This is a genomic window from Bacteroides sp. K03, assembly GCF_019734355.1.
GTDB classification, from domain to species: Bacteria; Bacteroidota; Bacteroidia; order Bacteroidales; family Bacteroidaceae; genus Bacteroides; species Bacteroides nordii.
On sequence record NZ_JAASHC010000016.1, the window covers coordinates 1 to 25,654 of the forward strand.

The following is a 25,654-nucleotide window of genomic DNA, read 5'->3' on the forward strand; positions in this document are numbered from 1 at the left end:
ATGATTTTGAATCCCATAGAGCCTACTTTGCAAAAGTGACTTATCAAACACGGTTCAACTAAATTGAAGAAGAACCACTTTATGTATACAAAAGTGTACACTTTTGCATGTGTAAAATCTATAGTTAAAGAATAGTGTTAATTGTGTTAATGAAAAATAGATAATAAAGCTATATTTTATTGATCGTTTTGTAACCAGCTCACATCAATGGATTCAATTTTTTTCATTTCTGAATTAAATAGTAGTGTTTTTAGAAGATTATTTTTATCTTTGTCTGTTGTTTCTTACTATTTATATATTATGATAGGGTACGTATGACTAAGAATTATAACGATTTAGGAGTTGAATTCAAGTATCTGATAGTAAATGATATGGATCGCAAGTTTGGTTTGTGGGTCAATACTGTTGGCTTTCAGTCTATTTTGCCGGACTCCCCTTATCCATTGAAAAATCATCCTTCCGGTTATTTTTTTAATACCAGCAAAGGTCGTATTCTGCGCGAATATCAAATAGTATATATAACAAAAGGACGAGGCTTATTTACTTCGGAAACAACCCCCGAAAAGCAGGTTTGTAAAGGACGTTTGATGGTGCTTTTCCCGGGACAATGGCATACGTATCACCCTTATCAGCAAACCGGCTGGAATGAATATTATATTGGTTTTGAAGGCCCGGTAGTTAATAACTTGTTTGGGGAGGGGTTTCTATCTAAAGACAATCAAGTTCTTGAAGTTGGATTAAATGAAGAGTTGGTTTCGCTCTTCTCCCGTGCATTGGAGATTGCAGAGCAGGATAAGATTTCAGCTCAACAGTATCTTTCGGGTATTGTAATGCATATGCTTGGGATGATCCTTTCTATTTCGAAGAATAAGATTTTTGAGGTAGGGGATGTAGACCAGAAGATTGAACAAGCTAAAATTATTATGAATGAAAATGTCTTTAAGGATATTGATCCGGAAGAACTGGCTATGAAACTGAATATTAGCTATTCATGGTTCCGTAAGGTGTTTAAAGACTATACGGGCTATGCCCCGGCAAAATACTTCCAGGAATTGAAATTACGCAAAGCAAAACAACTGCTGGTGGGAACCTCCCAATCAGTTAAAGAAATTTCTTTTATGCTCGACTATAAATCTACTGAGCATTTCTTCTCACTATTCAAAAAACGTACAGGTTTTACTCCATTAGAATATCGCTCTTTTGGACGCGAAACGGATATTTCAGAAGAGGAAATCGATTAAATCAAAAAGGACAGTTGAAAATCAGAATGATTATTAACTGTCTCTTTTTCTGCTGTTTTATGGCTTAAAAAGCGCATCTTTTCTTAAAGAAAATCAAAAATGAGAGTGTTTCTGTCAAAAGTTGCATATCTGTAGATTATGAGACCCCTTATATTTGCAGACACAAAACCTGTGTTCGATAACGGAGCATGCTTTGTTAAACTTGAATTTATTTATTATCAAATTATATATTAATAATCTATGAGAATCTTACGCAAAAACTTCTGCTTATTGATGCTTCTGTTAATAAGCTACCCTCTAAGCATTTTTGCTCAGAACAAGACAATTACCGGTACGGTTCGCGATGCGATGGACGTGGTGATTGGTGCTTCTGTGACTGTGAAAGGCAACAATTCTGTCGGTACGATTACCGATATTGATGGTAATTTTAAACTCTCGGTACCTGCTTCTGCCAAGGAGTTGGTTGTTTCATTTGTAGGCTATGACAATCAGACTGTATTAATCGGTAGTAAAACTCATTTTGACATTACATTAAAAGAATCCAGTGTGATGCTGGACGAAGTAGTGGCTATCGGTTATGCGAAAGTAAAACGTAGAGATCTTACGGGAGCTACCTCTTCTGTTTCAGCAGGAGATTTGGCAGCTGTACCTGCAATGACTGCAGCACAAGCTCTGCAGGGTAAGGCAGCCGGTGTTAATATTGTTACTGCAGGTGGTGCACCAGGTGCAAAAGTTGAAATTACAGTACGTGGCGGAACATCCATTACACAGAGTACCAAACCACTCTATATTGTTGATGGTTTTGAGATGGAAGATGCTCTTACAAACATTGACGTCAATGATATTGAGAATATCGACATTTTGAAAGATGCTTCTTCTACAGCAATCTATGGTGCGCGTGGCTCTAATGGTATTATTTTGATTACAACAAAATCGGGTAAAAAAGGTAAGACACAGGTAACATATAATACTTACTTCTCATTTGACAAACTTTCCAAAAAACTGGATATGATGTCTAATGCTGAACAGTTTACAAAATATCAGTATGAGTTGGCTGCACTTCAGGGTGGATTGGCTAACTACAGTAATGTTTTCGATAATAGTTTAGGTGTAGATGCTCCTGATTTTTATACAGGTGCTTATAGTCGTATCAGTGACCGTTATGCCGGAGCTTCTACGCTTGATTGGCAAGATGAAGTTTTCGGTGGTTCTGCTCTAACTCAATCTCACAATGTAAATGTTACCGCCGGTACAGAAAAAACTCAGGTAATGTTGAGTTACAACTTCAACGGGCAGGATGGTTTGCTGGCCAATCACGGTATGAAGAAAAGCTCTTTTCGCGCTAAAGTAAATTCAGAGCTTTATAAAGGTGTACGTGTGGATGTAAATACTATGTTTTCCAATAACTCAGTTGATGGCGGTGGCGCTTATTCTGGTATGAAGAATGTGTTGCTTCAACCGATTATTGGTGGTACACTCTTTACTCAGGATGAATTACTGCATACACAGACTTATCCGGACTTTTCTGCTTTAGATGCCAGTTTCGATACAGCCAATCCGCTTGTACAAAATGAGGCTTCCACTTCTAACAAACGTTCTCGTATTTATACCGTTAATGCAGGTCTTGAAATAGATATTCTGAAATACTTTACCTGGCGTACAGCCGGTAGTTATACCTGGACAAATTCTAAATCGACTTCTTTTGCTGATGAAAACTCTACTTCATATCTGATGGATCAGAATACAGGTATGAATGGTAGTATTGAAAACAAAGAATCTTATAAATGGCAAATCACCAACACCTTGAACTACAGCCAGACATTTGCTAAAAAACATAAAGTAAATGTATTGTTGGGACATGAAGTAACTTATTCTGAATCTGAAGGAAATGAAATGGAACTTACCAAGTTCCCTTATCCTAATATCTTTGGGTTGGATAAGATTGATAATGCTACCGTAAAATCAAAATCGGTAAGCCACTCGCGTAATGGCGTTGTTTCTGCTTTTGCACGTGTAAATTACTCCTTTGATGAGCGTTATCTGTTGACAGGTACGGTCCGTGGTGACGGTTCTTCCAGATTTGCAAAAGGTAACAAATGGGGAATATTCCCTTCGGTTTCCGGAGCATGGCGTATTTCAGAAGAAAGTTTCTGGAAAGATAATAAAGTGGCAGATGTTGTCAATAGCTTTAAGTTGCGTGTAGGTTATGGTACGACAGGTAACTGTAATATCAGTGACTATATGTATGTTACCTCTTTCAAAGAGTCTGATTATCCGATGAATAATATAGTGGGGTCTCCTGTTTATATTGTAGATGAAACTCTGGGAAATAAGAAATTGAAATGGGAGACTATGCGTTCTACTAATATTGGTCTGGACTTATCCTTCTTCAATAGTCGCTTGAATATTACTGCTGAATGGTATAACAACCAAGTAGACAACCTGTTATTGAAGAGTGTGATCCCTTCTTCAACCGGTTATAAGAATCAATTCCAAAACATTGGTAAGATACGTAACCGCGGTTGGGAGGTTTCAATCAATACAGTGAATATACAGACCAAAGATTTCCGTTGGACCAGTGATTTGAACCTGGCTTTCAACCGCTCAAAGGTTCTTTCTTTGGAAAATGGAATCGAGAGCAAAACCTTCTCTGTAGGCAGTAACCGTTCGGGTATGGTGAACTATTATGCAAAAGTAGGTGATAGTTTAGGTGATATGTATGGCTATATTTATGATGGTGTTTATACGACAGATGATTTTGTTCAGGGTACAGACGGTAAATTGGCGCTGAAAGATGGTGTTGTCAGACCTGAAAAGGGAACACCGCAACCGGGTGATATCAAGTTTGCTGCGAATGATGTGGATAAAGACGGTAACCCTCAGTTCACTAAAAAGGAGACTAAGATTGGTAATGGTACCCCTGACTGTATCGGAGGATTCAATAATACCTTTAGTTATCGTGGATTTGACTTGAGTGTTTTCATGAAATTCTCTATTGGTAATGATGTTTACAATGCTACTAAACACAGTATGAGCCCTTATGCTGCTTTCCAGAATGTACCTACTGAATTTGGCGATCACTACTATCGCATGATCGATCCGCAGACAGGTAAACAGGCCACTACTTTAGAGCGTTACAAAGAACTGAATCCGAATGAGGCTTCTGCAACATGGAATTTAGGTAAAACAAATTCCGGTTATATCACTTATCCTTCTTCTTACTATGTGGAAGATGGTTCTTACTTGCGTATTGCACAAGTGACACTGGGCTATACATTGCCCAAGGTATGGCTGAAGAAGTTTATGATTTCTAACGCGCGTCTTTATTTCACAGCCAATAATCTGGCAACGATTACCGGTTACTCCGGTTATGACCCAGAGGTTTCTGCAGCTAATGATCAGGTTGTTTGTACACCGGGATATGATAGTTCTACTTATCCACGTTCAAGAAGTTATGTCATTGGTCTTAACTTAACATTCTAAACTTACGCATTATGAAAAAGAGATTATTCAATACAAAAAAGAAATTAGTCATTTTGTCTGTAGTGGCACTTTCCATGGGAATGACGTCATGTGCGGACTGGCTCGAAATGCCTTCTTATACATCAGCCGATTCTGAAACTGTATTTAAGAATGAGGAAGCTGCCGAATTATTCGTGACAGGTTGTTATCGTGGTATTATTCCTACAGAGATGGTCTATCAGTTGATGGCAGGTGAAACTGTAACTCACTCCAGTGAGGACGGTACTACTAACAACGGAAAATACAATATTTGTAACTGGTTTTATGATTCAACCTCTCCTTATACCGTAACTACGCTTTACAATGAAGAGTACGGTGCTATTGAGGCAACTAATATTGCCATCAAGAATCTGAACATGATGCCGGAGACTACCAAGCGTAACTCCCTGTTGGGGGAAGCTCTTGCACTGCGTGCTTTTGCCTATCTTAATCTGATTAGCATTTATGGTGATGTTCCCGCAAACTGGCAACCTCTGGAAGATATGGATCCGGATGACGAATCGACCTTCTATCCTAAACGTACGTCTCGTGATATCATTTATGATCGTATCGTATCAGACTTGCAGACTGCTGCAAATTATATGCCCTGGTTCGAAGAAAGTGGTTTTGCTACTACCGAACGTTTAACCAAACAGAGCACTTTGGCACTGTTGGCACGTGTGGCTCTTTATGCCGGAGGTTATTCATTGCGTTGGAATCTTGAAACGAATGATCCGGCTACATTGAAAGTTTCCCGTCGTAGTGATGAAGCTCGTGTGCGTGAACTTTATCAGATAGCCGACAAAGCTTGTAACGATATCATAGAGCATGGACAGAACTCACTGGTTCAGGCAGAAGGTGGAATGAGTGGCTTTCAGAATTTATGGTATAATTACTGTCAGCGAAAATTCACCAGTCTGAATAAAGAGATTCTTTGGAGTTTGGCACAGTATGGGGCAACGACGAATTCAAAGTTTGGTTTGTATGCACATCCGGGTACCAGAGGTGGTACGTATGGTTCGCGTAAAGCGATGCAATTCATTTTGCCTACTTACTATTTGTCTTTTGAAGAAGGCGATGCCCGCCGGGATGTGACCTGTACTTCTTACAGTATTTATTTTCTGGAAGGTGGTGCAAGTAATGATACCTGGGTGGATGTAGGTACTACTTACTCTTGTATCATGTCGGGTAAATTCCGTATCCCCTGGTGTGTGGCACCGGAATCTGATGCAAACAAACGTAATGTAAATATCCCTATTATACGTTATTCTGATGTATTGCTGATGTATGCTGAAACTCAGAACTATCTGAATGGTGCTCCGACTCAGCCTGCCAAAGATGCTTTAAAAGAGATTCGCGATCGTGCCGGTGTAGGGTCACTGCCGATACCTACTGATCCGCAGGAATTCGAGGATGCTTTGGCTCAGGAACGTAAATGGGAATTTGGCGGAGAACTTTCACTTCGTACAGATTTGATCCGTATGGGCCGCATCGCCAAAGAATTGGCAGCAACAAAGCAAGCGATGAAAGACCTTTCAGATCGTAAGAATAAATATGCTGATGTATCGGTATATCGTTTGTATAAGTTCCATAAAGATGCACAGACTTATGGTGATACTTTCCTGGCAATTGATTATATTGATTTGACCGATGATAACGAAATTGCAGTAGCAAAAGCTGTACCTACAAATAAAGCTGAATATGATGCTTTCCAGACTAAACTGGCTGAAATAGTTCGTGCACATGGTATTGCTGTTAATGCAGGCGATAAATGGTACCCGGTTAATATGTTCGAAGCCTATACCAGTACATTCAATGGTAATGCCCGTAAGGCTGTAGGCTTTGGCAAAGGTTTCAATGCACTGCAAATTGGTAAGATCATTTATCAGAAACCTACAGGATCCGCAGAAAACGGCGGTAAATATCCCGACTGGATTGAAGCTGCTGACGGTAGTGACGGTCTTTACTATGGCTATAAGGAAAACTGTTCAGAATTGTTGCCTTTTGCAGCTAAGTCTGCCGGTCACCCACTGGTTGACAATCCGAATCTGACACAACATCCCGGATATAAATAATCAATTCTTTCTTTTGTGATTTAAATTCACAATAAATCAGATCCTCTGTCGCCAAACTATTTCGGTGGCAGAGGATTTTTTTCTCCGATAGATTCTTTATAGGTGTCTTTGGATGATCAGTAAAGCAAATCTCTTAGTCTTTCTGCCAATCTGTGCAGAGAAAAATCCTATAGAAACCTCTATCTTTGTACTCATCAACATCCTGAATTTTTATCAACTATATTAAATACCATGAAAAAACTGTTTTATTCTTTGCTTGCATTGACATTGGTAAGCTGCGGTTCGAAGAAGCAAACGCCCATTGACCGTGAGGCACTTGTTAATCGCAATTCTCCCCAGGTAACAGCTTTTGATTCTCTTGCTTCCCTATCAGTTGGAAACGGTGAATTTGCATATACTGTAGATGCTACCGGCTTGCAAACATATCCGGAACTCTATACAAAAGGCGTGCCTTTAGGTACACAAAGCCAATGGGGTTGGCATGAGTTTACCAACCCGGAAGGTTATAAACATGAAGAAACACTGAAAGATTATGATTTTGGCCGTGGCCGCATGGAACCTTATTCCGTACAGTTCAATGAAGCTGGACGTCAGAAAGAAGCAGCCAACTGGTTTCGTGTGAATCCACATCGTCTTCATTTAGGGATGGTAGGTTTTGATTTTGGACGCGACTCTTCCTCACTTTCGCAGATTACAGATGTGAAACAGACACTTGATCTTTGGAAAGGAACTATCAATAGTAACTTTAAGTTAAATGGGACTCCCGTTGAAGTACAAACGGCTTGTCATCCCGAAGCAGATATGCTGGCAGCCATTGTTCGTTCTGCTGCACATCCGGCTGTGAACTTCCGTTTTCCGTATCCGACAGGCGGACATTGTGATGATGCCTGTAAGTGGGATGCCAATGAGAGACATTCTACCATTATTGTTAGCCAGGACGGGCAACAGGTTGTACTGAAGCGCACGTTGGATGCTACCACTTATTATGTTACGATTCGCTGGGAAGGTAAAGCTCTCTTTGGCGAAAAGGATAAAAATTACTTTGTGCTTACTCCCGAAGAAGATACATTGGCTTTTACTTGTGCCTTCACACCGGAAGGAGCCTCTACGGAGACTGCAACTGCAGTACAAACCGAACAGAAGGCTGCTGAATATTGGACTGCTTTCTGGAAAAATGGTGCGGCAGTCGACTTTTCTGCCTGTACGGATACCCGTGCCAAGGAATTGGAACGCCGTGTGGTATTGAGTCAATATCTTCTTGCTATCCAATGTGCCGGAACAACTCCTCCACAAGAGACCGGACTGACTTACAACTCCTGGTTTGGTAAGTTTCATCTCGAAATGATCTGGTGGCATCAGGCTCAGTTTGCATTGTGGAACCGTGCAGAATTGCTTGATCGTACATTGGGTTGGTATGAAACAGTAGAACCTGTTGCACGTGAAATAGCTCGCAGACAAGGTTTCGATGGAGTACGCTGGATGAAGATGACCGATCCGAGTGGGACAGAAGCACCGTCTAAAGTAGGTAGTTTCCTGATTTGGCAACAACCGCACTTTATTTATCTGGCCGAATTATTGTATCGTAATAATCCGTCGGATGAAGTGATAAAGAAATACAACCGACTCGTACAGGAGACTGCTCAGTTTATGTATTCCTTTGCTACATATGATGAATTGGAAGGCCGTTTTGTATTGAAAGGAGCCATTCCGGCACAAGAAACACTTCGGGCTGCCGAAACAGTAAATCCTCCTTTTGAGTTATCATATTGGCATTTTGCTATGGAGACAGCGCAGAAATGGCGTGAACGTGCCGGCGAAAAACGTAATCTGGAGTGGGATGAAATGATTGATAAACTTTCTCCATTAGCCTATAATGAAGATAAGTTGTATTTGGCTGCCGAAACAGCAACTGATACTTACAAAGATATTCGTTTTACTTCCGACCACATGGCGGTACTGGGTGCTGTGGGTATTTTGCCGATGAATAAGCTGATTCGCGACGACTATATGAAAAATACTCTGCACTGGATATGGGACAACTGGAACTGGGGTAAGACCTGGGGATGGGACTATCCTATGACGGCTATGAATGCAGCCCGTCTGGGTGAACCGGAAAAAGCAGTGGGTGCTTTACTGATGGATAAACGTACCAATACGTACTTGGTGAATGGACACAATTATCAGGATGGCCGTTTGCGGGTTTACCTGCCGGGAAATGGTGGTTTGTTAACCGCAGTGGCCATGATGTGTGCCGGTTGGGATGGTTGCCAGACAGAGAATCCGGGCTTCCCGAAGGATGGAACGTGGAATGTACGTTGGGAAGGGCTGAAGCCAATGCCGTAGAAATAGTGATTAGTGAGTAGTGATAAGTGATTAGTGCCGTGCGGGATGACAGCGCAGCCTACTAACCACTTATCACTACTCACCAATCGCTACTCACTTATCACTCATCACTCATCACTACTCACTAATCACTCATCACTACTCACTAATCACTACTTTCATGCTTCGATACTTATCTTTTATGCTGTTAGCTTTTTTCGGTTTGTCGTCTGGTTGTGTTAAGGCACAGGGGACGGTGAAACGAATAGGCGACTTTATTGAATCAACTTCTTATAATGATCATAAGCGTGGGGCTGCCCGCAGCCTGCAGTACCGTCCCGAAGGGGACGATTTTGTTTGTGTGAACGGTAAGAATCGTTATACTCGTGCACTCTATGGTAGCTCTTCTGCTTTTCGTTTGGAAACAAGTGACCGTCCTGTGTTTGCTACCTATGATAAGCGAAATAGTAAAAACATCCGTTTCAGACTTTCTATACCTGCTGATTACTCAGTGATGCTGGATTCTGTGGCTTATTGTGAGGCACGTTACACCCCTGGACGCCGGACGTATCATCTTACAGATCCGAATTGGGGGAAAGGAGAACTTCGTATTGCTGCACTGGCTCTGCCGGAGGCTGATGGAGCTATCTGGAAGATAGAACCTTCCGGGTTTCCTTCCGGAGCTGTGCTCACCGTCCTTATTTCTGAGATAAAAGCACGGCGGTTGAACCGTAATGGGGACATGGGAGCCGATCCGGCAGATAGCTTTGAGGCACCTGCCGATCCTCAACAGATGCAGTGTCATGATATCCGTTTGAAGAATGGTACGAGTTATTTATTATTTGAAGACTTTTCTCTGCAACTACTGGATAAGAAAGAGGGCAATCGCTTGTATGATGTCGCCGAACAGGCACGTGCTACACTGGCTTCCCGTATTCATGTGGAAACACCAGATGCCTATCTTAATACATTGGGAGGAGCGCTTGCCGTAGCTGCCGATGGTATCTGGGATGGTGAAGTATGGCTGCACGGTGCCGTGGGATGGCGTATGCCACTTAGTGGCTGGCGTGCTGCTTATACCGGAGACGTGCTTGGCTGGCATGATCGTGCCCGGACGCACTTCGATGCGTATGCTGCCAGTCAGGTAACTGAAGTCCCGAATACGATCCCTCATCCGGCTCAGGATTCTGTACTGAATCTGGCACGGTCTGAAAAGCGTTGGGGAACTCCTCAATATAGTAATGGATATATTTGTCGCAATCCCCGCAAGAACGATCAGATGCATCACTATGACATGAATCTTTGCTATATTGATGAACTCCTCTGGCACTTTAACTGGACAGGAGATGTTGCATACGCCCGCCAGATGTGGCCGGTACTTGTTCGTCATCTGGCGTGGGAAAAACTGAATTACGATCCCGATAATGACGGGCTTTATGATGCATATGCCTGTATTTGGGCCAGCGATGCGCTGTACTATAATAGTGGTGCTGTCACTCATTCATCAGCCTACAATTACAGGGCTAATAAACTGGCTGCCCTTATCGCAGAGAAGATAGGAGAGAATCCTGCACCTTACCGTGCCGAAGCAGAGAAAATACTGAAAGCCCTCAATGATCGCCTCTGGTTATCTGATAAAGGTCATTGGGCCGAATATCAGGATTTCATGGGACATCGCCGTTTGCATCAGTCTGCGGGGGTATGGACCATCTATCATGCACTCGACAGTGAGGTGGCAGATCCTTTTCAGGCTTACCAGGCGACACGTTATGTAGATACGGAAATCCCTCATATACCGGTTTGTGGCGAAGGATTGAACGACGAAGGGTATGCAACGGTTTCAACCACAAATTGGTTACCTTATTCATGGAGCATTAACAATGTGGCTTTTGCTGAGGTAATGCATACTGCATTGGCTTATTTTCAGGCGGGCCGTGCCGAAGCGGGATATAAACTGATGAAGAGTTCCGTACTTGATGGTATGTATTTGGGAGATAGTCCCGGCAATTTCGGACAGATCAGCTTTTATGATGCTGCACGTGGAGAGTGTTACCGCGATTTCGGTGATCCGATTGGAGTTGCTTCCCGCTTGCTGATTCAAGGCTTGTTTGGCATCTTGCCTGATGCAATGAATGGGCGGATTTTGATCCGTCCCGGTTTTCCTATGGATTGGGAGAAGGCAGCTCTCTCTACTCCGGATATTGCTTACAGCTTCCGGCGTAAGGGGACGAAGGATATTTATAAGATTGAGCAACATTTTGCAACTCCGTTGGCGGTAACTTTACAGGTGAATGCCCCTTGGGAGAATATAGAATCCGTAAAGGTAAACGGACTATCTGTTAAATGGGAGTTTATAGAAGCAGCTTCCGGACATCCGGTGATAGCTGTGACGACTCCTGCAACTGTTCGGAATGCAGTCATTGAGATTGTTTGGGGAGGAGATACCCTTTGTTCTATTTTCGAAGGTAGGTCAGAACTGCTTCCCAACCAGGACTTGGCTTTACCTGCTTTGAAAGGAGTTGTTTTTGATAAACTGTATGATCCGCAGGGAGTATTTACAACGTCTTCTATTGATAAGAGTGTATTGAAAGGAAAAGTATCTGGCCGGTCAGGACATCATACATTCTTTGTACATGTACAACAAGGGCAAATGCAATGGTGGCAACCTGTTGATGTGAATATAAAGCAAGAGGATGTATCGGTTGTACCTTCATTTACCCGGGTGAAGACTGGGGTTTGTGAACCGGTTAACATGGAGATGGTATTCAATGCATCGGTTACAGATATATATCGGAATGAATATCTTTCGCCACGTTCTCCTTATACTACCTTACAACTTCCCAAACAGGGGATAGGTGAGTGGTGCCATCCTACACTGACTGCTGATATTGATGACTCAGGTATGCGGGCGCAGGTTCGTGACGGATTGTTATCTACCAGTTTGGGGGTTCCTTTTCGTACGCCTGCCGAAGGAAAGAATATCGCCTTTACCTCTTTATGGGACAATTATCCTGATAGTCTGACTATACCGCTCACCGGAAAAGCATCCCACGCCTATTTGCTATTGGCAGGAAGTACCAATCATATGCAGTGCCACATTGCCAATGGTGTTATTCGTGTACATTATGCAGATGGCACTTCAGAAGTGTTGGAGCTTATAAATCCGGACAACTGGTGTCCTATCGAACAGGACTTCTATGTAGACGGGATTGCTTTTTGTCTTCAAACGCCTCGTCCGTATCGTTTGCATTTCAAATCGGGACTGGTTAGTAATAATTTTGAAAAGGACTTGAATATTACAGGAGTTTACGGCCGGCCTATCGACGGAGGTGCCGGAGTACTACTTGATATGTTGCTCGATCCGCATAAAGAGTTAAAGAGCCTGACGCTGGAGACGTTGTCAAACGATGTTGTCATCGGAATAATGGGAATCACCTTACAAAAATAAAATGAAATTATGAACCGTATTGTATTAAATGAAACATCCTATTTCGGAGCCGGCTGCCGCAGTGTGATCGCTGTAGAGGCTGCCCGTCGTGGATTCAGAAAAGCTTTCTTTGTCACAGACAAAGATCTTATTAAATTTGGTGTGGCTGCTGAGGTTATCAAAGTGTTTGAAGCTAACAACATTCCTTATGAACTCTACAGTGACGTTAAAGCAAACCCGACTATTGCCAATGTGCAGAATGGTGTGAAGGCTTATAAAGCTTCCGGAGCCGACTTTATTGTAGCTCTGGGTGGTGGCTCTTCTATTGATACTGCTAAAGGTATTGGTATTGTGGTGAATAATCCGGAGTTTGCCGATGTAAAATCTCTGGAAGGTGTTGCCGACACAAAACACAAGGCTGTGCCTACCTTTGCATTGCCTACCACTGCCGGAACGGCTGCTGAGGTAACCATTAATTATGTGATTATCGATGAAGAAGCCAAAAAGAAGATGGTATGTGTTGATCCTAATGACATTCCCGCTGTTGCCATTGTTGACCCGGAATTGATGTACTCTATGCCGAAGGGGTTGACAGCTGCTACCGGAATGGATGCATTGACTCATGCTATTGAAAGTTATATTACTCCGGGGGCTTGGGCAATGAGTGATATGTTTGAGCTGAAAGCTATTGAAATGATTGCTCAGAATCTGAAAGCTGCCGTAGATAACGGAAAAGATACTGCCGCCCGTGAGGCTATGTCGCAGGCACAATATATTGCCGGTATGGGATTTTCTAATGTAGGTCTGGGCATTGTTCACTCTATGGCTCATCCGTTAGGCGCTTTTTATGACACTCCGCATGGTGTAGCCAACGCTTTGCTTTTACCTTATGTAATGGAATATAACGCTGAATCTCCGGCAGCACCAAAATATATCCGGATTGCAGAAGCGATGGGGGTAGATACGGAAGGTATGACCGAAGCAGAGGGTGTAAAGGCTGCTATTGAAGCTGTAAAAGCCCTTTCTCTTAGTATTAATATTCCTCAGAAATTGCATGAAATCAATGTGAAAGAAGAAGATATCCCGGCTTTAGCCGTAGCGGCTTTTAATGATGTATGTACGGGGGGGAATCCACGTCCTACTTCTGTAGAAGATATTGAAGCACTCTATCGCAAAGCATTTTAAAGTTGATTGTTAGTTTAGTACGGACATCCGGATATGCACATATGCATGTTCGGATGTTTTGTTTTGTGAAGCGAAGCTAACTGCTTTTGATAGCCATCCCAATGTACTTCTGATAATTTTTCCTAAAAACAGATAAGCCACTCATAAAGAGTGGCTTATCTACTAATTAGTCGGAATGAGGCGACTCGAACGCCCGACCCCTACGTCCCGAACGTAGTGCGCTACCAACTGCGCTACATTCCGCTGCTTACTAAAAGTGGTGCCACCAGGAATCGAACCGGGGACACAAGGATTTTCAGTCCTTTGCTCTACCAACTGAGCTATGGCACCTTTCTTGTTTGCGGGTGCAAAGATAGGTATATTTTTTAATACTGCAATAACTTCAAGAAAAAAATGCAGGTTTTTTACATTTCTGACTATTTTGTTTTAGGGTACTGCAAATAAATATCCTGCAAAATAAAAAAGGATTGAGATATTTTATATTTTTACGCTCAAATAAGACAAGATTATAATAAACAGACATTGCAAACATAACATGCTAATACCTTATATTACTGCCGGATTTTTTTTAGTTTATGGTATCTTTATTACAGTCAAATATCAGCAAGGACAGAAAAAAGTCTGTCGGAGAGAGAGAGAAAACAGTAGAGAACGGCAGAAAGAAGATTTGATTTTCCGGAATGTGAACGCTTATCTTTTACTGATAGGTAAGGATTTTGTTGTACAGAAGACAAACTATTACTCGCTGAATGGTATCGAAGAAGATAAAAGTATAAAGCGGGTGGGAGATTTGCTTCACTGTAAGAATGCAGTAGAATCGGGGGAATGTGGTACCCATGCATGTTGTAAGGTTTGTGGAGTGCGGGTTGCTATTGGCAGAGCTTTTTATAAAAGGGAGAATTTTGATCGCTTTGAGGCATCTATGCAGATAGTGAGTCAGAATAATAAGCAGATTATTCCATGTGACGTACATGTATCAGGAAATTATTTGAATACAAATGATGAAGAACTGATGTTATTGACTGTTTATGATATCAGTGAACTCAGGAATACACAGCGGTTGTTGCAGCTCGAACAGGAAAATTCGCGCTCATGTGATAAGTTAAAGAACGCATTTATTGCCAATATGAGCCATGAGATCCGTACGCCGATGAATGCTATTGTAGGCTTTTCCAGTTTACTGGCTACAGCATCAAGTGAGGAAGAAAAGAATATGTATACTGATATCATTAATCAGAATAGTGACCGTTTGTTGCAGTTGATTTCCGATATTCTTGATCTTTCGCAGATTGAAGCCGGGAGTTTTGATTTTCATTATTCGGAATTTAATGCTAATGATCTGTTAAGAGAATTATATGCTTTATTTAATATCCGGCTGGTAGAGAAGCCCGAAGTTATGTTGGTGTGTGAGGCTGATCTGGCAGAACTGACCATATATTCAGAGCGGCAGCGTATTATGCAGGTATTTATGAATCTGTTGACGAATGCAATGAAGTTTACCCAAAAGGGAGAGATTTGTTTTGGTTGTCGGGTGAGAGATGGAAAAGAACTGTATTGCTACGTACGGGATTCCGGAATTGGAATTTCTTCTGAAGAACAGAGTAAGATATTCAGCCGTTTTACCAAGCTGGATCGGGAGGTCCCGGGAACCGGATTGGGATTGACGCTTTCACAAACTGTAGTAGAGAAATTAGGTGGTAAAATAGGAGTCCGGTCACAGCAGGGTGAAGGATCTACTTTCTGGTTTGTTTTGCCACTAACTTCAGAATCTTGAATCTGATAACGCTTGCTTCTTTTCCTACTTTCAGAGGATACAGGCACTAGGTAGGCTAAGTTCTTCGTATCGTATCCCGGTAACAGAAGACAGCTTTCCTGTTTATAGATAAATGAATGAGGGATATACCGGAAATAATTCCCGGTATATCCCTCATTCATTATACAAATATCCTTTTAAGTTTTAGGAGTACTTTCGTCATTTGCAGCAGTGCCGGAAGTCGGTGTTGCTGTACCGGATGCCGGAGCAGGTTTAGCTGTTGCGGTAGTTGCAGTGGCGGCGGTTGTTGTTGCCGTAGCTGTTGCTACTTCCGGTTTAGCCTGTTCTTCCCAGTGGAAAGGTTCGAAGCTGGTATTCGGGTCAACCCATGACGGTTTCTTTGAAGCGTAGATAATGAACGGAGCTATAACTACGACGATTGCACCTACAATAAGAACGGTGAACCATACGGTATTGCTACCTGTAGAAATCTGGCTGGGTGGGATAAAGCTCAATATAAATGCGAGCAATGAACCACAGAAACCGAGGCCACCCACAAACCACATCAGGCCATTTCCTTTCTTACCGATACGGAACGGACGGTTGGCTTTCTTCATATTGTAACGCAGATAGATAGCGCCAGAGAACATAAGCAGATACATGACCAGATAAAGTATAACTGTCAACTGAGACAGAATCTGATAGAAACTTTGTACAGAAGGCATAACAACGAAGAGAAGGCTCAGTACTGTAACAGCGATACCTTGTACGAACAGGATGTTTTTCTGTACACCCATCTTATTGGTTTTCTGGAAGAAAGGAGGCATATAGCCGGCCTTACCTACGGCAAAGATACCTTTTGACGGACCTGCAACCCAGGTCAGTACACCTGCAAGTACACCGAATGCCAATGCAATAGCGATGATCGGTGACAACCAGGAAGCATGGATATATCTGAAGTAATTATCGAAACCTACCAGTAAGCTTTGTGTCAGGCTGATATCTTTGGCCGGTATGATAACACCCAGTGCAAAAGTTCCTAACACGAAAATCAGTACTGTAATCAATGCACCGATAAATACGGCTTTCGGATAATTCTTAGAGGGGTTTTCTACATCTTTTACGTGGATACCGCCCATTTCCATACCGGCATAAAAGAGGAAGATACTTGCTGCGAGCACTACGTTATCAAATTTAGTAAAGTCGGGGAAGAAACTACTATGGAAATCGAGGTTGGATACTCCTCCGGTTGCCAGATAAACAATGCCCAGAATAATCAATAGGGCTGCCGGGATGATGGTTCCAACCATACCGCCGACTTTGGCAACTTTACCTACCCATCCCATACCTTTGAGGGAGATGAAGGTAGCAAGCCAGTAGATGATAAGCACAACGGCCAGTGTGTAGTATTTGTTGCTTGCCAGTGACATGTCGTGGGTATCGTTCATTCCGATGAAAGCGATGGAAACGGCACCGAATGTCAAAACGGTAGGATACCAGATTGTACTTTCAATCCATTGTACCCAAATGGCCAGGAAACCGAATTTTTTGCCGTAGGCCTCGCCTACCCAGCGGAATACACCACCTTGTTTATCCTGAAACATGGCAGCCAGTTCGGCTGCAACGAGTGAAGTCGGGATTAAAAAAACGATGGCTGCGAAAAGATAGTAAAAGGCCGAGCTCATACCATATACGGCCTCAGCAGGAAGTCCACGCAGGGAGACGACTGCCGTTACATTCATAATAGCCAGGGTGAATACCCCCAGTTTTGCTACTTGTTTAATATTTGCCATAAGTTAAGGTTTTATAAGTGAAAAATATTTTTAAGTCTGTTTTATAACAACATTCAGGGAGAGATGTTTTCGGAGGAGACTGTCAAACTTGGTTAATTAACATACACGGGCCAGTAAACAAAGCTTGTACTTGTGTTGTTTCCTATACTTGTATAATAAAGATGTATAATCACCTAAAAAAATAGCATTTATATGAAGACAGCACTTTCCGATTTTGCGTTGCGAAGAAGGGGAATATATGGCATTTTGCATGTCATTATACTATTATTATCTCTTTTTCTAGTCATCAGTATCTCTGTGGATACGTTCAAAGGTATCCCTTTTTATACCCAATCACTGTATATGAAGGTGCAGTTGTGGATATGTATCTTGTTTCTGTTCGATTTCATTCTCGAACTCTTTCTTGCCAAAGATAAATTGCGCTATTTTAGTACCCATTTCCTCTTCTTGCTGGTAGCTATTCCTTATCAGAATATTATAGCTTATATGGGGTGGACCTTCTCACCTGAAATTACTTATATGCTTCGTTTTATTCCTTTGGTACGTGGCGGATATGCAATGGCGATTGTTGTGGGATGGCTGACTTACAATAAAGCATCCAGCCTTTTTGTCTCCTATCTGACGATGTTGCTGGCTACGGTTTATTTTGCCAGCCTGGCTTTTTTTGTGATGGAGCATAAAGTAAACCCACTGGTAACGGGTTATGGTGATGCGCTCTGGTGGGCATTTATGGATGTAACTACAGTTGGGTCCAACATTATAGCGGTAACGGCTACCGGACGGGTACTCTCCGTATTACTGGCGGCATTGGGTATGATGATGTTTCCTATATTCACTGTATACGTCACAAGTCTCATCCAGAAAAAGAATAAGGAGAAAGAAGAGTATTATCAGCAGATGGAAGATAATGGAAAAGTAGTAACCGCACCACAATCCGTTGGATCTGATAATACAGCTGAATCTTGAAGATTATTTCCTTCAAAGAAAAGGGGCTACTGCCTATACAGGCAGTAACCCCTACAAAAAAAGGACAGAACTTTTATTCAACTACAGTAACTTGCTCGCCGTTGAACACATTCAACCCCAGCTTATTCATTATATATTTGATAGCTAATTGTGCCTTTACGGAGTTGCCCGAACCATCAAGAGGAGGAGCAAATGCGGAAATACCCATTACGCCTGGGAATACACCCATGACGCCACCGCCTACACCGGTCTTTGCTGGAATACCGGAAGTATACATCCAGTCGCCCGTATGTTCGTAGAAACCTACGGAAGCAATCATAGAGGTAATTTTCGGAGCCAGACTGGCATCGAGTACTTGTTTTTTAGTCACAGGATTCACACCGCTGTTGGCCACCGTACCGGCAGCAACAGACAGCATTTCTGCTGTAACTCCTAGTGAACACTGGCGTGTATACAGGTCGAGTGACATTTCGGGATCATCATAGATGCGATTGTAATTCTTCAATAACCATGCAATAGAGCGGTTGTTGAAGTTCGTTGCAGATTCGGACTTGTATAACTCGTCAATTAATTGAGGAGCCGAACCACAAAGGTCTGTTATATTCTCCACAATTGCATTCCACTTCTGAGTAGCATCACCTACCGGTTGCACCATGGAGCAGGCGGAGATTGCTCCGGCGTTTACCAATGGAGTAGAAGGATGATCGTTTTCCAGAAGGATGGCGATGATAGAGTTGAATGGTAGTCCGGTTGCATCAGCACCAATCATGTCCAACACTTTCTGAGCTCCATATTGACGAAGAATCAGAATGGCAGTGTGAACTTTGGATACTGATTCGATACCGAAACGGTAATTGTAATCACCGACGGTAATCTTTTGGCCATTCAGCAGGCAGATGCTAATACCGAACAGGTTTTTGTCGATATTAGCCAGATAAGGTATATAATCGGCATTCTTCCCGTCTGTATTTCCTTTCACCTGTTCGTAGGCTTGCTGTACCACTTCTTTTATTTGGGATATAGAAATCTTATTCATAAAATAAAAAGCTTTATGATTTACGATTAGACAATTGAAGAATTTACGATTAGATGATTTACGATTTACGATTGAAATTACTCTCATTGTGATTTCCGGAGATTTTTCAATCGTACATCGTCAATCGTCTAATCGTAAATGTCTTTATTTACTTTGTGGTTTACCGGTATGGTTGAATACCTTTGTTGCTACGGGCAGGTTCTTGTCTTGAGCAATGCGGGTAGTAGTAGGATATTCCAGTTTCTCCAGTTCGGTAATTGCATTTTTGATATCGCCCAATAACATATCGGCCATGTCTCGGCTGAATCCCTGACGGACAACGATACGCATAACGACGTAATTCTCTAACTTAGTAGGCAATGTGTATGCCGGAACCATCCAGCCACTCTGAGCCAGCTTGTCCTGCAAATCATATAGTGTCCACTTAGCATCCTTTGCATATTCCGGTTTCATGTACCAGATAAACAGTGGGTTCACTACATCTTCTGAGTAGTTTACGAATGGCATCATCTTGGCTATTTCACTATGGAGGTATTTAGCAATGGTCAGTGAGTTGTATTGCACTTCTTTGTATCCCTGGAATCCCAGACGGATAAATTGATAGTACTGTCCTAAAATCTGAGCAGCAGGACGGGAGAAGTTCAAACCTACCTGTGTGATGTTTGCACCTAAGTAGTTTACACTGAAAGACATTTCTTCGGGGAGATATTCTTTGCCTTTCCAGCAAACCCAACCAAGACCCGGATAAACCAGACCGAATTTATGACCGGAAGTACTGATAGAAAGTACCCATTTCAAACGGAAGTCCCATTTTACTTCGGGATACAGGAATGGAAGGATAAAACCACCACTGGCGGCATCTACGTGGATAGGAATGTCATATCCGGTCTTGGCATTGTAAGCATCGAGTGCTTTGTCAAGAGCTTCTACGTCGTCATTCAGTCCTGTCCATGTAACGCCTTGGATAGGAACGATACAAATGGTGTTCTCGTCGCACATCTTCAGTGCTTCTTCCGGATCGAGGGTTGTTTTTTCCAGTGTCAAAGGTACTTCACGCATTTCAATCTGCCACAGTTGGGCGAATTTTTCCCATACTACCTGGAATCCGGTTGAGATAACGAAGTTTGGTTTGTCTACCGGTTTACCTTGTGCCTGACGTTTTTTGCGCCAACGCAACCATGCGGCAACACCACCAAGCATACAAGCTTCGGAAGAACCGATAGCTAACGCACCTGTTTTCCAGTCCTCTTTTTCAGGAGTATTCCACAAGTTGGCCATGATGTTGATACATTTTCCGTTCATGACAGCGATACGCGGATATTCTGTTTCATCAATATAGTTGATGTTGATTGCTTCGTTCATCAGCTTAGTGGCATACTCATCCATATAAGTGGTGACGAAAGTAGCCAGGTTCAACCGGGGTTGAGTCTGTGCAAATGTCTCATCTTTCACCATCTGATAGGCAATCTCAGGAGTTGTGGGGCCGTCGGGGATTTTCTCTACCGGAGAGGGTTGCAACATTCTGTTTGAACCAAATACATCTGTCTTGGCATCACCTTTTCTGAAATTTAAATCTTCCATTTTACGATTGTTTTTAGTTAGGTTTAGGCGATGGGGAGTTTCCCCGTCGAATTTTCCACAACAACAGTATGGGATTTTTAAAGTTTAGCCATTTTACATTATTTTGCGTTTATTGTGCTTCGTGCTTCCCGCACGGGGAGGTTTCGGCAGGCGATACTCTAACTGTATAAAGAATGAATAATGAGGTAAATTCACCACAGAGGACACTGAGAACACGGAGTTTTAAATCTCTGATGAAACACAGATTAACGCCAATTATCGCAGATTAAAATCCGGTTATTCTTTCTCTTATTTTTGTTTTCCTTTGTAGCAATCTGCGTTTCAAGGCTATCATCGCCTGGCGAACCTCCCCGTGCGGGAAGCACCGCCTGCCGAAACCTCCCCGTGCGGGAAGCACTGAACTTTCTGGGGGGATGCGTTGTTGTTGTCAAATCTAAACCCCAAATATTAAAGAGAATATGAGAATACAAACAGGACGGGGCACCATTCCCCTTATCACCCTTATCGGCATTTGGTCTATATCTGCTCTGAATGCTCTACCTGGCTTGGCCGTTAGCCCTATCCTTGGAAAATTGTCTGTCATCTTTCCTCATTCCACGGAGCTTGATGTTCAGATGCTTTCATCTTTGCCTTCTCTGCTGATCATTCCTTTTATTATTCTGGCGGGAAAACTGACGGAGCGAGTTAATTTTATTCGTTTGCTGCAAGTGGGGCTTGCTATTTTTGCCCTGAGTGGTATTCTTTATCTGCTTGCCAGTGAAATGTGGCAACTTATTGCTATCAGTGCCATGCTTGGGGTAGGCTCGGGAATGATTATCCCCCTTAGCACGGGGCTTATTTCTAAATATTTCACAGGTCCTTATCGGGTGAAGCAGTTCGGATTTAGTTCTGCTATTACGAATTTTACGTTAGTGATAGCTACAGCTGTCACCGGTTATCTGGCAGAGGTGAACTGGCATTTGCCATTTGTGGTATACCTGCTCCCATTGGCTTCGTTGGTGCTGTCCGTTTATCTCAAGCGTAGTATGATTAGTGAGGAAGGGGCTGCTTCAATAACTAATACGGAAGAGAAGGAGGCCGATACGGCGGTTGATCCTGAAGTAGCAAAATATAAGCGGGGTATAAATGTGAAATATCTTTTGCAGGTGATGCTGTTCTATGGGCTTGCTACTTATCTGGCGCTTATTGTTACTTTTAATCTTCCTTTCCTGATGGAGGAATATCATTTTTCAAGTGGTAATTCCGGTATTATGATTTCGCTGTTCTTTCTGGCTATTATGGCTCCGGGTTTCTTTTTGAATCAGATAGTGGGACTTTTTCGTGAGAAGACGAAGTTTTACAGTTTATTGTGCATCGCCGTTGGATTGGCACTTATCTGGTTGTCACCCAAAGAGTGGGTGATAGCTCCGGGATGTATTCTTGTAGGGTTAGGATATGGGGTGATACAACCTGTTATATATGATAAAACCACTCATACTGCTATTCCGAAGAAAGCAACGCTGGCACTGGCTTTTGTGATGATGATGAATTATCTGGCAATTTTGCTTTGTCCGTTTATTATAGATTTCTTTCAGTCAACAGTATTCCATATTAAATCTCAGCAGTTTGCGTTTGTATTTAATCTTGTTATAACGATTGTAGCACTAATATGGGCCTATCGTAAGCGGAATACATTCCTGTTTGATGATGGTTTGAAATAGCTTAAAACCGTATGGTATTTTACCACAGAGTACACAGAGGACGCAGAGTTTTAAATCTTCATTGAAACGCAGATGAACGCAGATTCTCGCAAAGGGAAATAACGATAAAATAAAGAACTACAGTTTTTTAATCTGCGTTCATCCGCGTCTCATCAGAGAAAATAATATCTCTGTGCCCTCTGTGTCCTCTGTGGTGAACTGATTCGTAACGAAGATTATGGGCATATCTTTTCGGTAGCGGAAGTACCCCTAAACGGCATCGACCCCTTTGCCCGGTGTTGTACTTTGTTTTTCTCAGAAAGGAGCGTTCCTTTTCCCGGTGCACAGTTTTGTTTTACATGTACATGTAAAGCTGCATGAGATGCACATGTCGTACTGTCCCACATGCACATGTCGTACTGTTTTACATGTACATCTAAAACAACGTTACATACCGAGGCTTCCTACGTTACTCTACAAGATATAGCTTTATCGATACCGGAGAAAGAGATAGATAGTAATGCCAGACAACATTTAGCGTAAAACGATATAATAACTAACATCGCTTGCCGAGCCTCCCCGTGCGGGAAGCACAAGCACCTAAAACAATAAGTATGAAGAATAAGAAACTGGAAGCCAATCTGTACATGGCTATATCAAAAGTATTCAGTGGGTTAAATATGAATGCCCTTAAATATCTACTTCCTTTGTGGATGAGTCCGCTTACCGGAGCTACGATCCGCTGTACCTTTGCTGCAGTCGCTTTCTGGATTATTGGCTGGTTTGCTCCACCCGAAGAAAAGACCTCCCGTAAGGATAAATGGTTATTATTCTTATTGGGAGCATTAGGGCTCTATGGCTTTATGTTTCTTTATCTGATTGGTCTTAGTAAAACGACTCCTGTGTCGAGTTCCATTTTCACGAGTCTTCAGCCTATCTGGGTGTTTCTCATTATGATTTTCTTTTATCACGAGAAGGCAACCGGTTCGAAAATAGTGGGCATATCCATTGCTCTTGTCGGTGCATTGGTTTGTATCCTTACACAACGGAGTGATGATCTTGCTTCGGATGCTTTTGTCGGTAATATGTTGTGTCTGTTCAGTTCTGTGGTTTATGCCATTTATCTGGTGATGAGTAAGCGCATTCTTTCTGCTGTAGGTCCTATTACAATGTTGAAGTATACTTTTAGCGGTTCGGCAGTATCCGGTCTTATTGTATCAATGATTACAGGGTTCGATGCTCCTGTATTTTCGTTACCTTTCCATTGGTTACCGTTTGCCGTATTGATGTTTGTACTAATATTCCCTACCACAATCAGTTACATGCTGTTGCCTATCGGCTTGAAATATCTGAAAACAACGGTGGTTGCCATTTATGGTTATTTGATATTGATTGTGGCTACTATTGCTTCTTTGATTCTGGGACAAGATCGTTTTAGCTGGACTCAGACTTTTGCAATTCTCTTTATCTGTGTTGGAGTTTATCTGGTAGAGGTGGCTGAAAGTAAAGATAAAAGTACACCTATGGCTACGCCGGTAAATAAGTAGTAATAGAGTATATTCAGGATAGGCGTAACCTGCATGCAGTAGATATATAACCTGCACGCAGACTATGCCTTTATTGTATGGGATAATGTCTTTATTATATAGAGACATTGCCTCTGCCATGTAGAGGCAATGTTCTTGGATACTTGCTTTGAAACACTTATCGTTTCCAGCTTCCTTTTTTCAAATAATTCAAGGCCAATCCTAATAGTAATAGTACATACAATTGTTCCGCCGTCCAGTAGATCACTAATGGTAACTCACTGGAAGCTAATCCATACAGATATCCGAGATAAATGGTAATTGTTATCATTTGGAAAATAAAGGCTGTTTTTGTCTTTCCGGTTCCAATGATTGCATTGCAATATGTATAGGCTGGCGTGGCAAGAAAATAGGTAGATAACATCAGCAGGAATGGTGGGATGGCTGTTTCAACTACCTCTTTACTGTTTGTATAAATCCCTAAAATCTGATTGGACATCAGTATTGCTACGAGTATAAACGGAGTTCCTACCGCATAACTCAGCTTTACCGTTTTCCAGCATACCGGCATTACACTTTCCGTTTGTCCTGCTCCGATCAGATTGCTGACCAGTGAGATCCCGGTTGTGGCGAATGAGTTGACAATAACGAACAGGATTACTGAGACACTCCTTACTACATTTCCTGCTGCGAGTTGCCTTTCTCCTAAATGCTCAATGGCTATGAAAAACAGAAACCACGGAGCAATACAGAAGAATGACCGGATCATTGTCCAGCTTGAAATCTGAAACAACTGTCTGAGTAACGGGAAATTGAACGAACATCTCCAGCCATATTTCTTTTTATCTACCTTAAAGTGTGTATATGTCACCAGATAGATCAGTGCTACCGCTTCGGCTACCGATGAGGCTATAGCAGCTCCTGCTATTCCAAGACGCGGGAATCCACCTACGCCGAAGATGAGCAGATAGTTGAGCAGTGTATTCGTTGTCACTAACAGAATGGAGTTAACCGTCAACACTCTTGTTTTTGTAATCCCTACATAAAATGCCCTGTATGCCAGTATGGGAAATACGGATAAAAAACTATAATCCCGCCAACTTATGTATTGGATAACGGCCAGATAAATCTGGTCTGACGAAATCACTGTCCGTAGCAGTACCGGGGAAAAGAGTTTGGAGAATGTGAATGTCAGTATCGACAGTGTAATCAGAAAGAACATTCCTTGCCAGAATGTTTCCCCTGTTTTCTGGAGATTCCCTTCTCCGTTCCTTCGTGCAATCATCACTTGCAGTCCCAGGCTGAAGCCGAAGCCGAGCATATAGATTGCGATGTAATACATTCCTGCCAGTGCCGAGGCACCCAATTCGACTTCGCCCACATGGCCCAGGAAAATAGTGTCGGTAAGATTGATGAGTTGTTCCATCAGTAAGCTCATCATCACAGGAAAGTTGATGAGCCAAATTTGTTTATAAGTAAAATTCATGATTTAATTGCAAATAACACGTTAGGAGGATGACTGAAAAGTCATCCCCACGGAATGAATAAATAACTCTCTATTATTTCATC

The 25,654-nt window shown here is 42.3% G+C and carries 14 protein-coding genes and 2 tRNA genes; 10 read left to right on the forward strand and 6 right to left on the reverse strand.

The window, feature by feature from the left end; translation table 11 throughout:
* The first annotated feature begins 314 nt into the window (after nt 1-314).
* The 6 genes from HCG69_RS12345 (at nt 315) to fucO (ending at nt 13,751) form a co-directional block, all read left to right on the forward strand.
* Nucleotides 315-1,241 carry an AraC family transcriptional regulator gene (locus HCG69_RS12345; protein ID WP_221650279.1) on the forward strand — a complete coding sequence of 309 codons (927 nt, stop codon included), beginning with the start codon at nt 315-317 and terminating at the stop codon, nt 1,239-1,241.
* A gap of 240 nt (nt 1,242-1,481) precedes the next feature.
* A complete protein-coding gene (locus tag HCG69_RS12350; protein WP_221650280.1) occupies nt 1,482-4,724 on the forward strand; it encodes a TonB-dependent receptor in 3,243 nt (1,080 codons plus the stop codon).
* Between the two features lie 11 nt (nt 4,725-4,735).
* On the forward strand, nt 4,736-6,817 hold the full coding sequence (locus HCG69_RS12355; protein ID WP_221650281.1) for a RagB/SusD family nutrient uptake outer membrane protein: 2,082 nt from the start codon (nt 4,736-4,738) through the stop codon (nt 6,815-6,817).
* 231 nt (nt 6,818-7,048) lie between these two features.
* The gene (locus HCG69_RS12360; RefSeq protein ID WP_221650282.1) at nt 7,049-9,160 is read left to right on the forward strand and encodes a hypothetical protein; all 2,112 of its coding nucleotides are present in this window, start codon (nt 7,049-7,051) and stop codon (nt 9,158-9,160) included.
* A gap of 160 nt (nt 9,161-9,320) precedes the next feature.
* Nucleotides 9,321-12,587 (forward strand): DUF4450 domain-containing protein, encoded by a 3,267-nt coding sequence (locus tag HCG69_RS12365; protein ID WP_221650283.1) that lies wholly within the window; start codon nt 9,321-9,323, stop codon nt 12,585-12,587.
* Nucleotides 12,588-12,596: 9 nt separating this feature from the next.
* Nucleotides 12,597-13,751: a lactaldehyde reductase gene (gene fucO, locus HCG69_RS12370; RefSeq protein ID WP_221650284.1), complete on the forward strand. Its 1,155-nt coding sequence runs from the start codon at nt 12,597-12,599 to the stop codon at nt 13,749-13,751.
* Nucleotides 13,752-13,921: 170 nt separating this feature from the next.
* Here the strand turns inward: fucO and HCG69_RS12375 are convergent.
* Both HCG69_RS12375 and HCG69_RS12380 read right to left on the reverse strand, forming a co-directional pair.
* Nucleotides 13,922-13,994, reverse strand: a tRNA-Pro gene (locus HCG69_RS12375).
* A gap of 14 nt (nt 13,995-14,008) precedes the next feature.
* A tRNA-Phe gene (locus tag HCG69_RS12380) sits at nt 14,009-14,081 on the reverse strand.
* Between the two features lie 205 nt (nt 14,082-14,286).
* On the opposite strand from HCG69_RS12380, the gene HCG69_RS12385 reads away from it, so the two are divergent.
* Nucleotides 14,287-15,525: a HAMP domain-containing sensor histidine kinase gene (locus tag HCG69_RS12385; protein WP_221650285.1), complete on the forward strand. Its 1,239-nt coding sequence runs from the start codon at nt 14,287-14,289 to the stop codon at nt 15,523-15,525.
* A gap of 176 nt (nt 15,526-15,701) precedes the next feature.
* On the opposite strand, the gene gadC is transcribed toward HCG69_RS12385, so the two are convergent.
* Complete coding sequence (gadC, locus tag HCG69_RS12390; protein ID WP_221650286.1) at nt 15,702-17,297, reverse strand: putative glutamine/gamma-aminobutyrate antiporter GadC; 1,596 nt, start codon at nt 17,295-17,297, stop codon at nt 15,702-15,704.
* 192 nt (nt 17,298-17,489) lie between these two features.
* On the opposite strand from gadC, the gene HCG69_RS12395 reads away from it, so the two are divergent.
* Nucleotides 17,490-18,263 carry a potassium channel family protein gene (locus HCG69_RS12395; RefSeq protein ID WP_221650287.1) on the forward strand — a complete coding sequence of 258 codons (774 nt, stop codon included), beginning with the start codon at nt 17,490-17,492 and terminating at the stop codon, nt 18,261-18,263.
* A gap of 73 nt (nt 18,264-18,336) precedes the next feature.
* On the opposite strand, the gene glsA is transcribed toward HCG69_RS12395, so the two are convergent.
* Both glsA and HCG69_RS12405 read right to left on the reverse strand, forming a co-directional pair.
* The gene (gene glsA / locus HCG69_RS12400; RefSeq protein WP_221650288.1) at nt 18,337-19,299 is read right to left on the reverse strand and encodes a glutaminase A; all 963 of its coding nucleotides are present in this window, start codon (nt 19,297-19,299) and stop codon (nt 18,337-18,339) included.
* A gap of 144 nt (nt 19,300-19,443) precedes the next feature.
* Entirely contained in the window at nt 19,444-20,880 is a 1,437-nt protein-coding gene (locus HCG69_RS12405; protein WP_221650289.1) for a glutamate decarboxylase, read from the reverse strand.
* A gap of 458 nt (nt 20,881-21,338) precedes the next feature.
* On the opposite strand from HCG69_RS12405, the gene HCG69_RS12410 reads away from it, so the two are divergent.
* Both HCG69_RS12410 and HCG69_RS12415 read left to right on the forward strand, forming a co-directional pair.
* Nucleotides 21,339-22,580 (forward strand): MFS transporter, encoded by a 1,242-nt coding sequence (locus HCG69_RS12410; protein ID WP_221650290.1) that lies wholly within the window; start codon nt 21,339-21,341, stop codon nt 22,578-22,580.
* A gap of 593 nt (nt 22,581-23,173) precedes the next feature.
* Nucleotides 23,174-24,106: a DMT family transporter gene (locus HCG69_RS12415; RefSeq protein WP_221650291.1), complete on the forward strand. Its 933-nt coding sequence runs from the start codon at nt 23,174-23,176 to the stop codon at nt 24,104-24,106.
* Nucleotides 24,107-24,263: 157 nt separating this feature from the next.
* Here HCG69_RS12415 and HCG69_RS12420 read toward each other — a convergent pair whose 3' ends face one another.
* Entirely contained in the window at nt 24,264-25,571 is a 1,308-nt protein-coding gene (locus tag HCG69_RS12420) for an MATE family efflux transporter (RefSeq protein ID WP_221650292.1), read from the reverse strand.
* Nucleotides 25,572-25,654 lie beyond the last annotated feature (83 nt).

Excerpts from the sequence above, each read along its gene's own strand:
- HCG69_RS12415 (WP_221650291.1), top strand. The coding sequence starts at position 23,174 with ATGAAGAATAAGAAACTGGAAGCCAATCTGTACATGGCTATATCAAAA.
- HCG69_RS12395 (WP_221650287.1), top strand. The coding sequence starts at position 17,490 with ATGAAGACAGCACTTTCCGATTTTGCGTTGCGAAGAAGGGGAATATAT.
- HCG69_RS12420 (WP_221650292.1), bottom strand. The coding sequence starts at position 25,571 with ATGAATTTTACTTATAAACAAATTTGGCTCATCAACTTTCCTGTGATG.
- gadC (WP_221650286.1), bottom strand. The coding sequence starts at position 17,297 with ATGGCAAATATTAAACAAGTAGCAAAACTGGGGGTATTCACCCTGGCT.
- HCG69_RS12365 (WP_221650283.1), top strand. The coding sequence starts at position 9,321 with ATGCTTCGATACTTATCTTTTATGCTGTTAGCTTTTTTCGGTTTGTCG.
- HCG69_RS12385 (WP_221650285.1), top strand. The coding sequence starts at position 14,287 with ATGCTAATACCTTATATTACTGCCGGATTTTTTTTAGTTTATGGTATC.
- HCG69_RS12345 (WP_221650279.1), top strand. The coding sequence starts at position 315 with ATGACTAAGAATTATAACGATTTAGGAGTTGAATTCAAGTATCTGATA.
- HCG69_RS12355 (WP_221650281.1), top strand. The coding sequence starts at position 4,736 with ATGAAAAAGAGATTATTCAATACAAAAAAGAAATTAGTCATTTTGTCT.
- HCG69_RS12405 (WP_221650289.1), bottom strand. The coding sequence starts at position 20,880 with ATGGAAGATTTAAATTTCAGAAAAGGTGATGCCAAGACAGATGTATTT.
- HCG69_RS12410 (WP_221650290.1), top strand. The coding sequence starts at position 21,339 with ATGAGAATACAAACAGGACGGGGCACCATTCCCCTTATCACCCTTATC.
- HCG69_RS12360 (WP_221650282.1), top strand. The coding sequence starts at position 7,049 with ATGAAAAAACTGTTTTATTCTTTGCTTGCATTGACATTGGTAAGCTGC.
- HCG69_RS12350 (WP_221650280.1), top strand. The coding sequence starts at position 1,482 with ATGAGAATCTTACGCAAAAACTTCTGCTTATTGATGCTTCTGTTAATA.
- glsA (WP_221650288.1), bottom strand. The coding sequence starts at position 19,299 with ATGAATAAGATTTCTATATCCCAAATAAAAGAAGTGGTACAGCAAGCC.
- fucO (WP_221650284.1), top strand. The coding sequence starts at position 12,597 with ATGAACCGTATTGTATTAAATGAAACATCCTATTTCGGAGCCGGCTGC.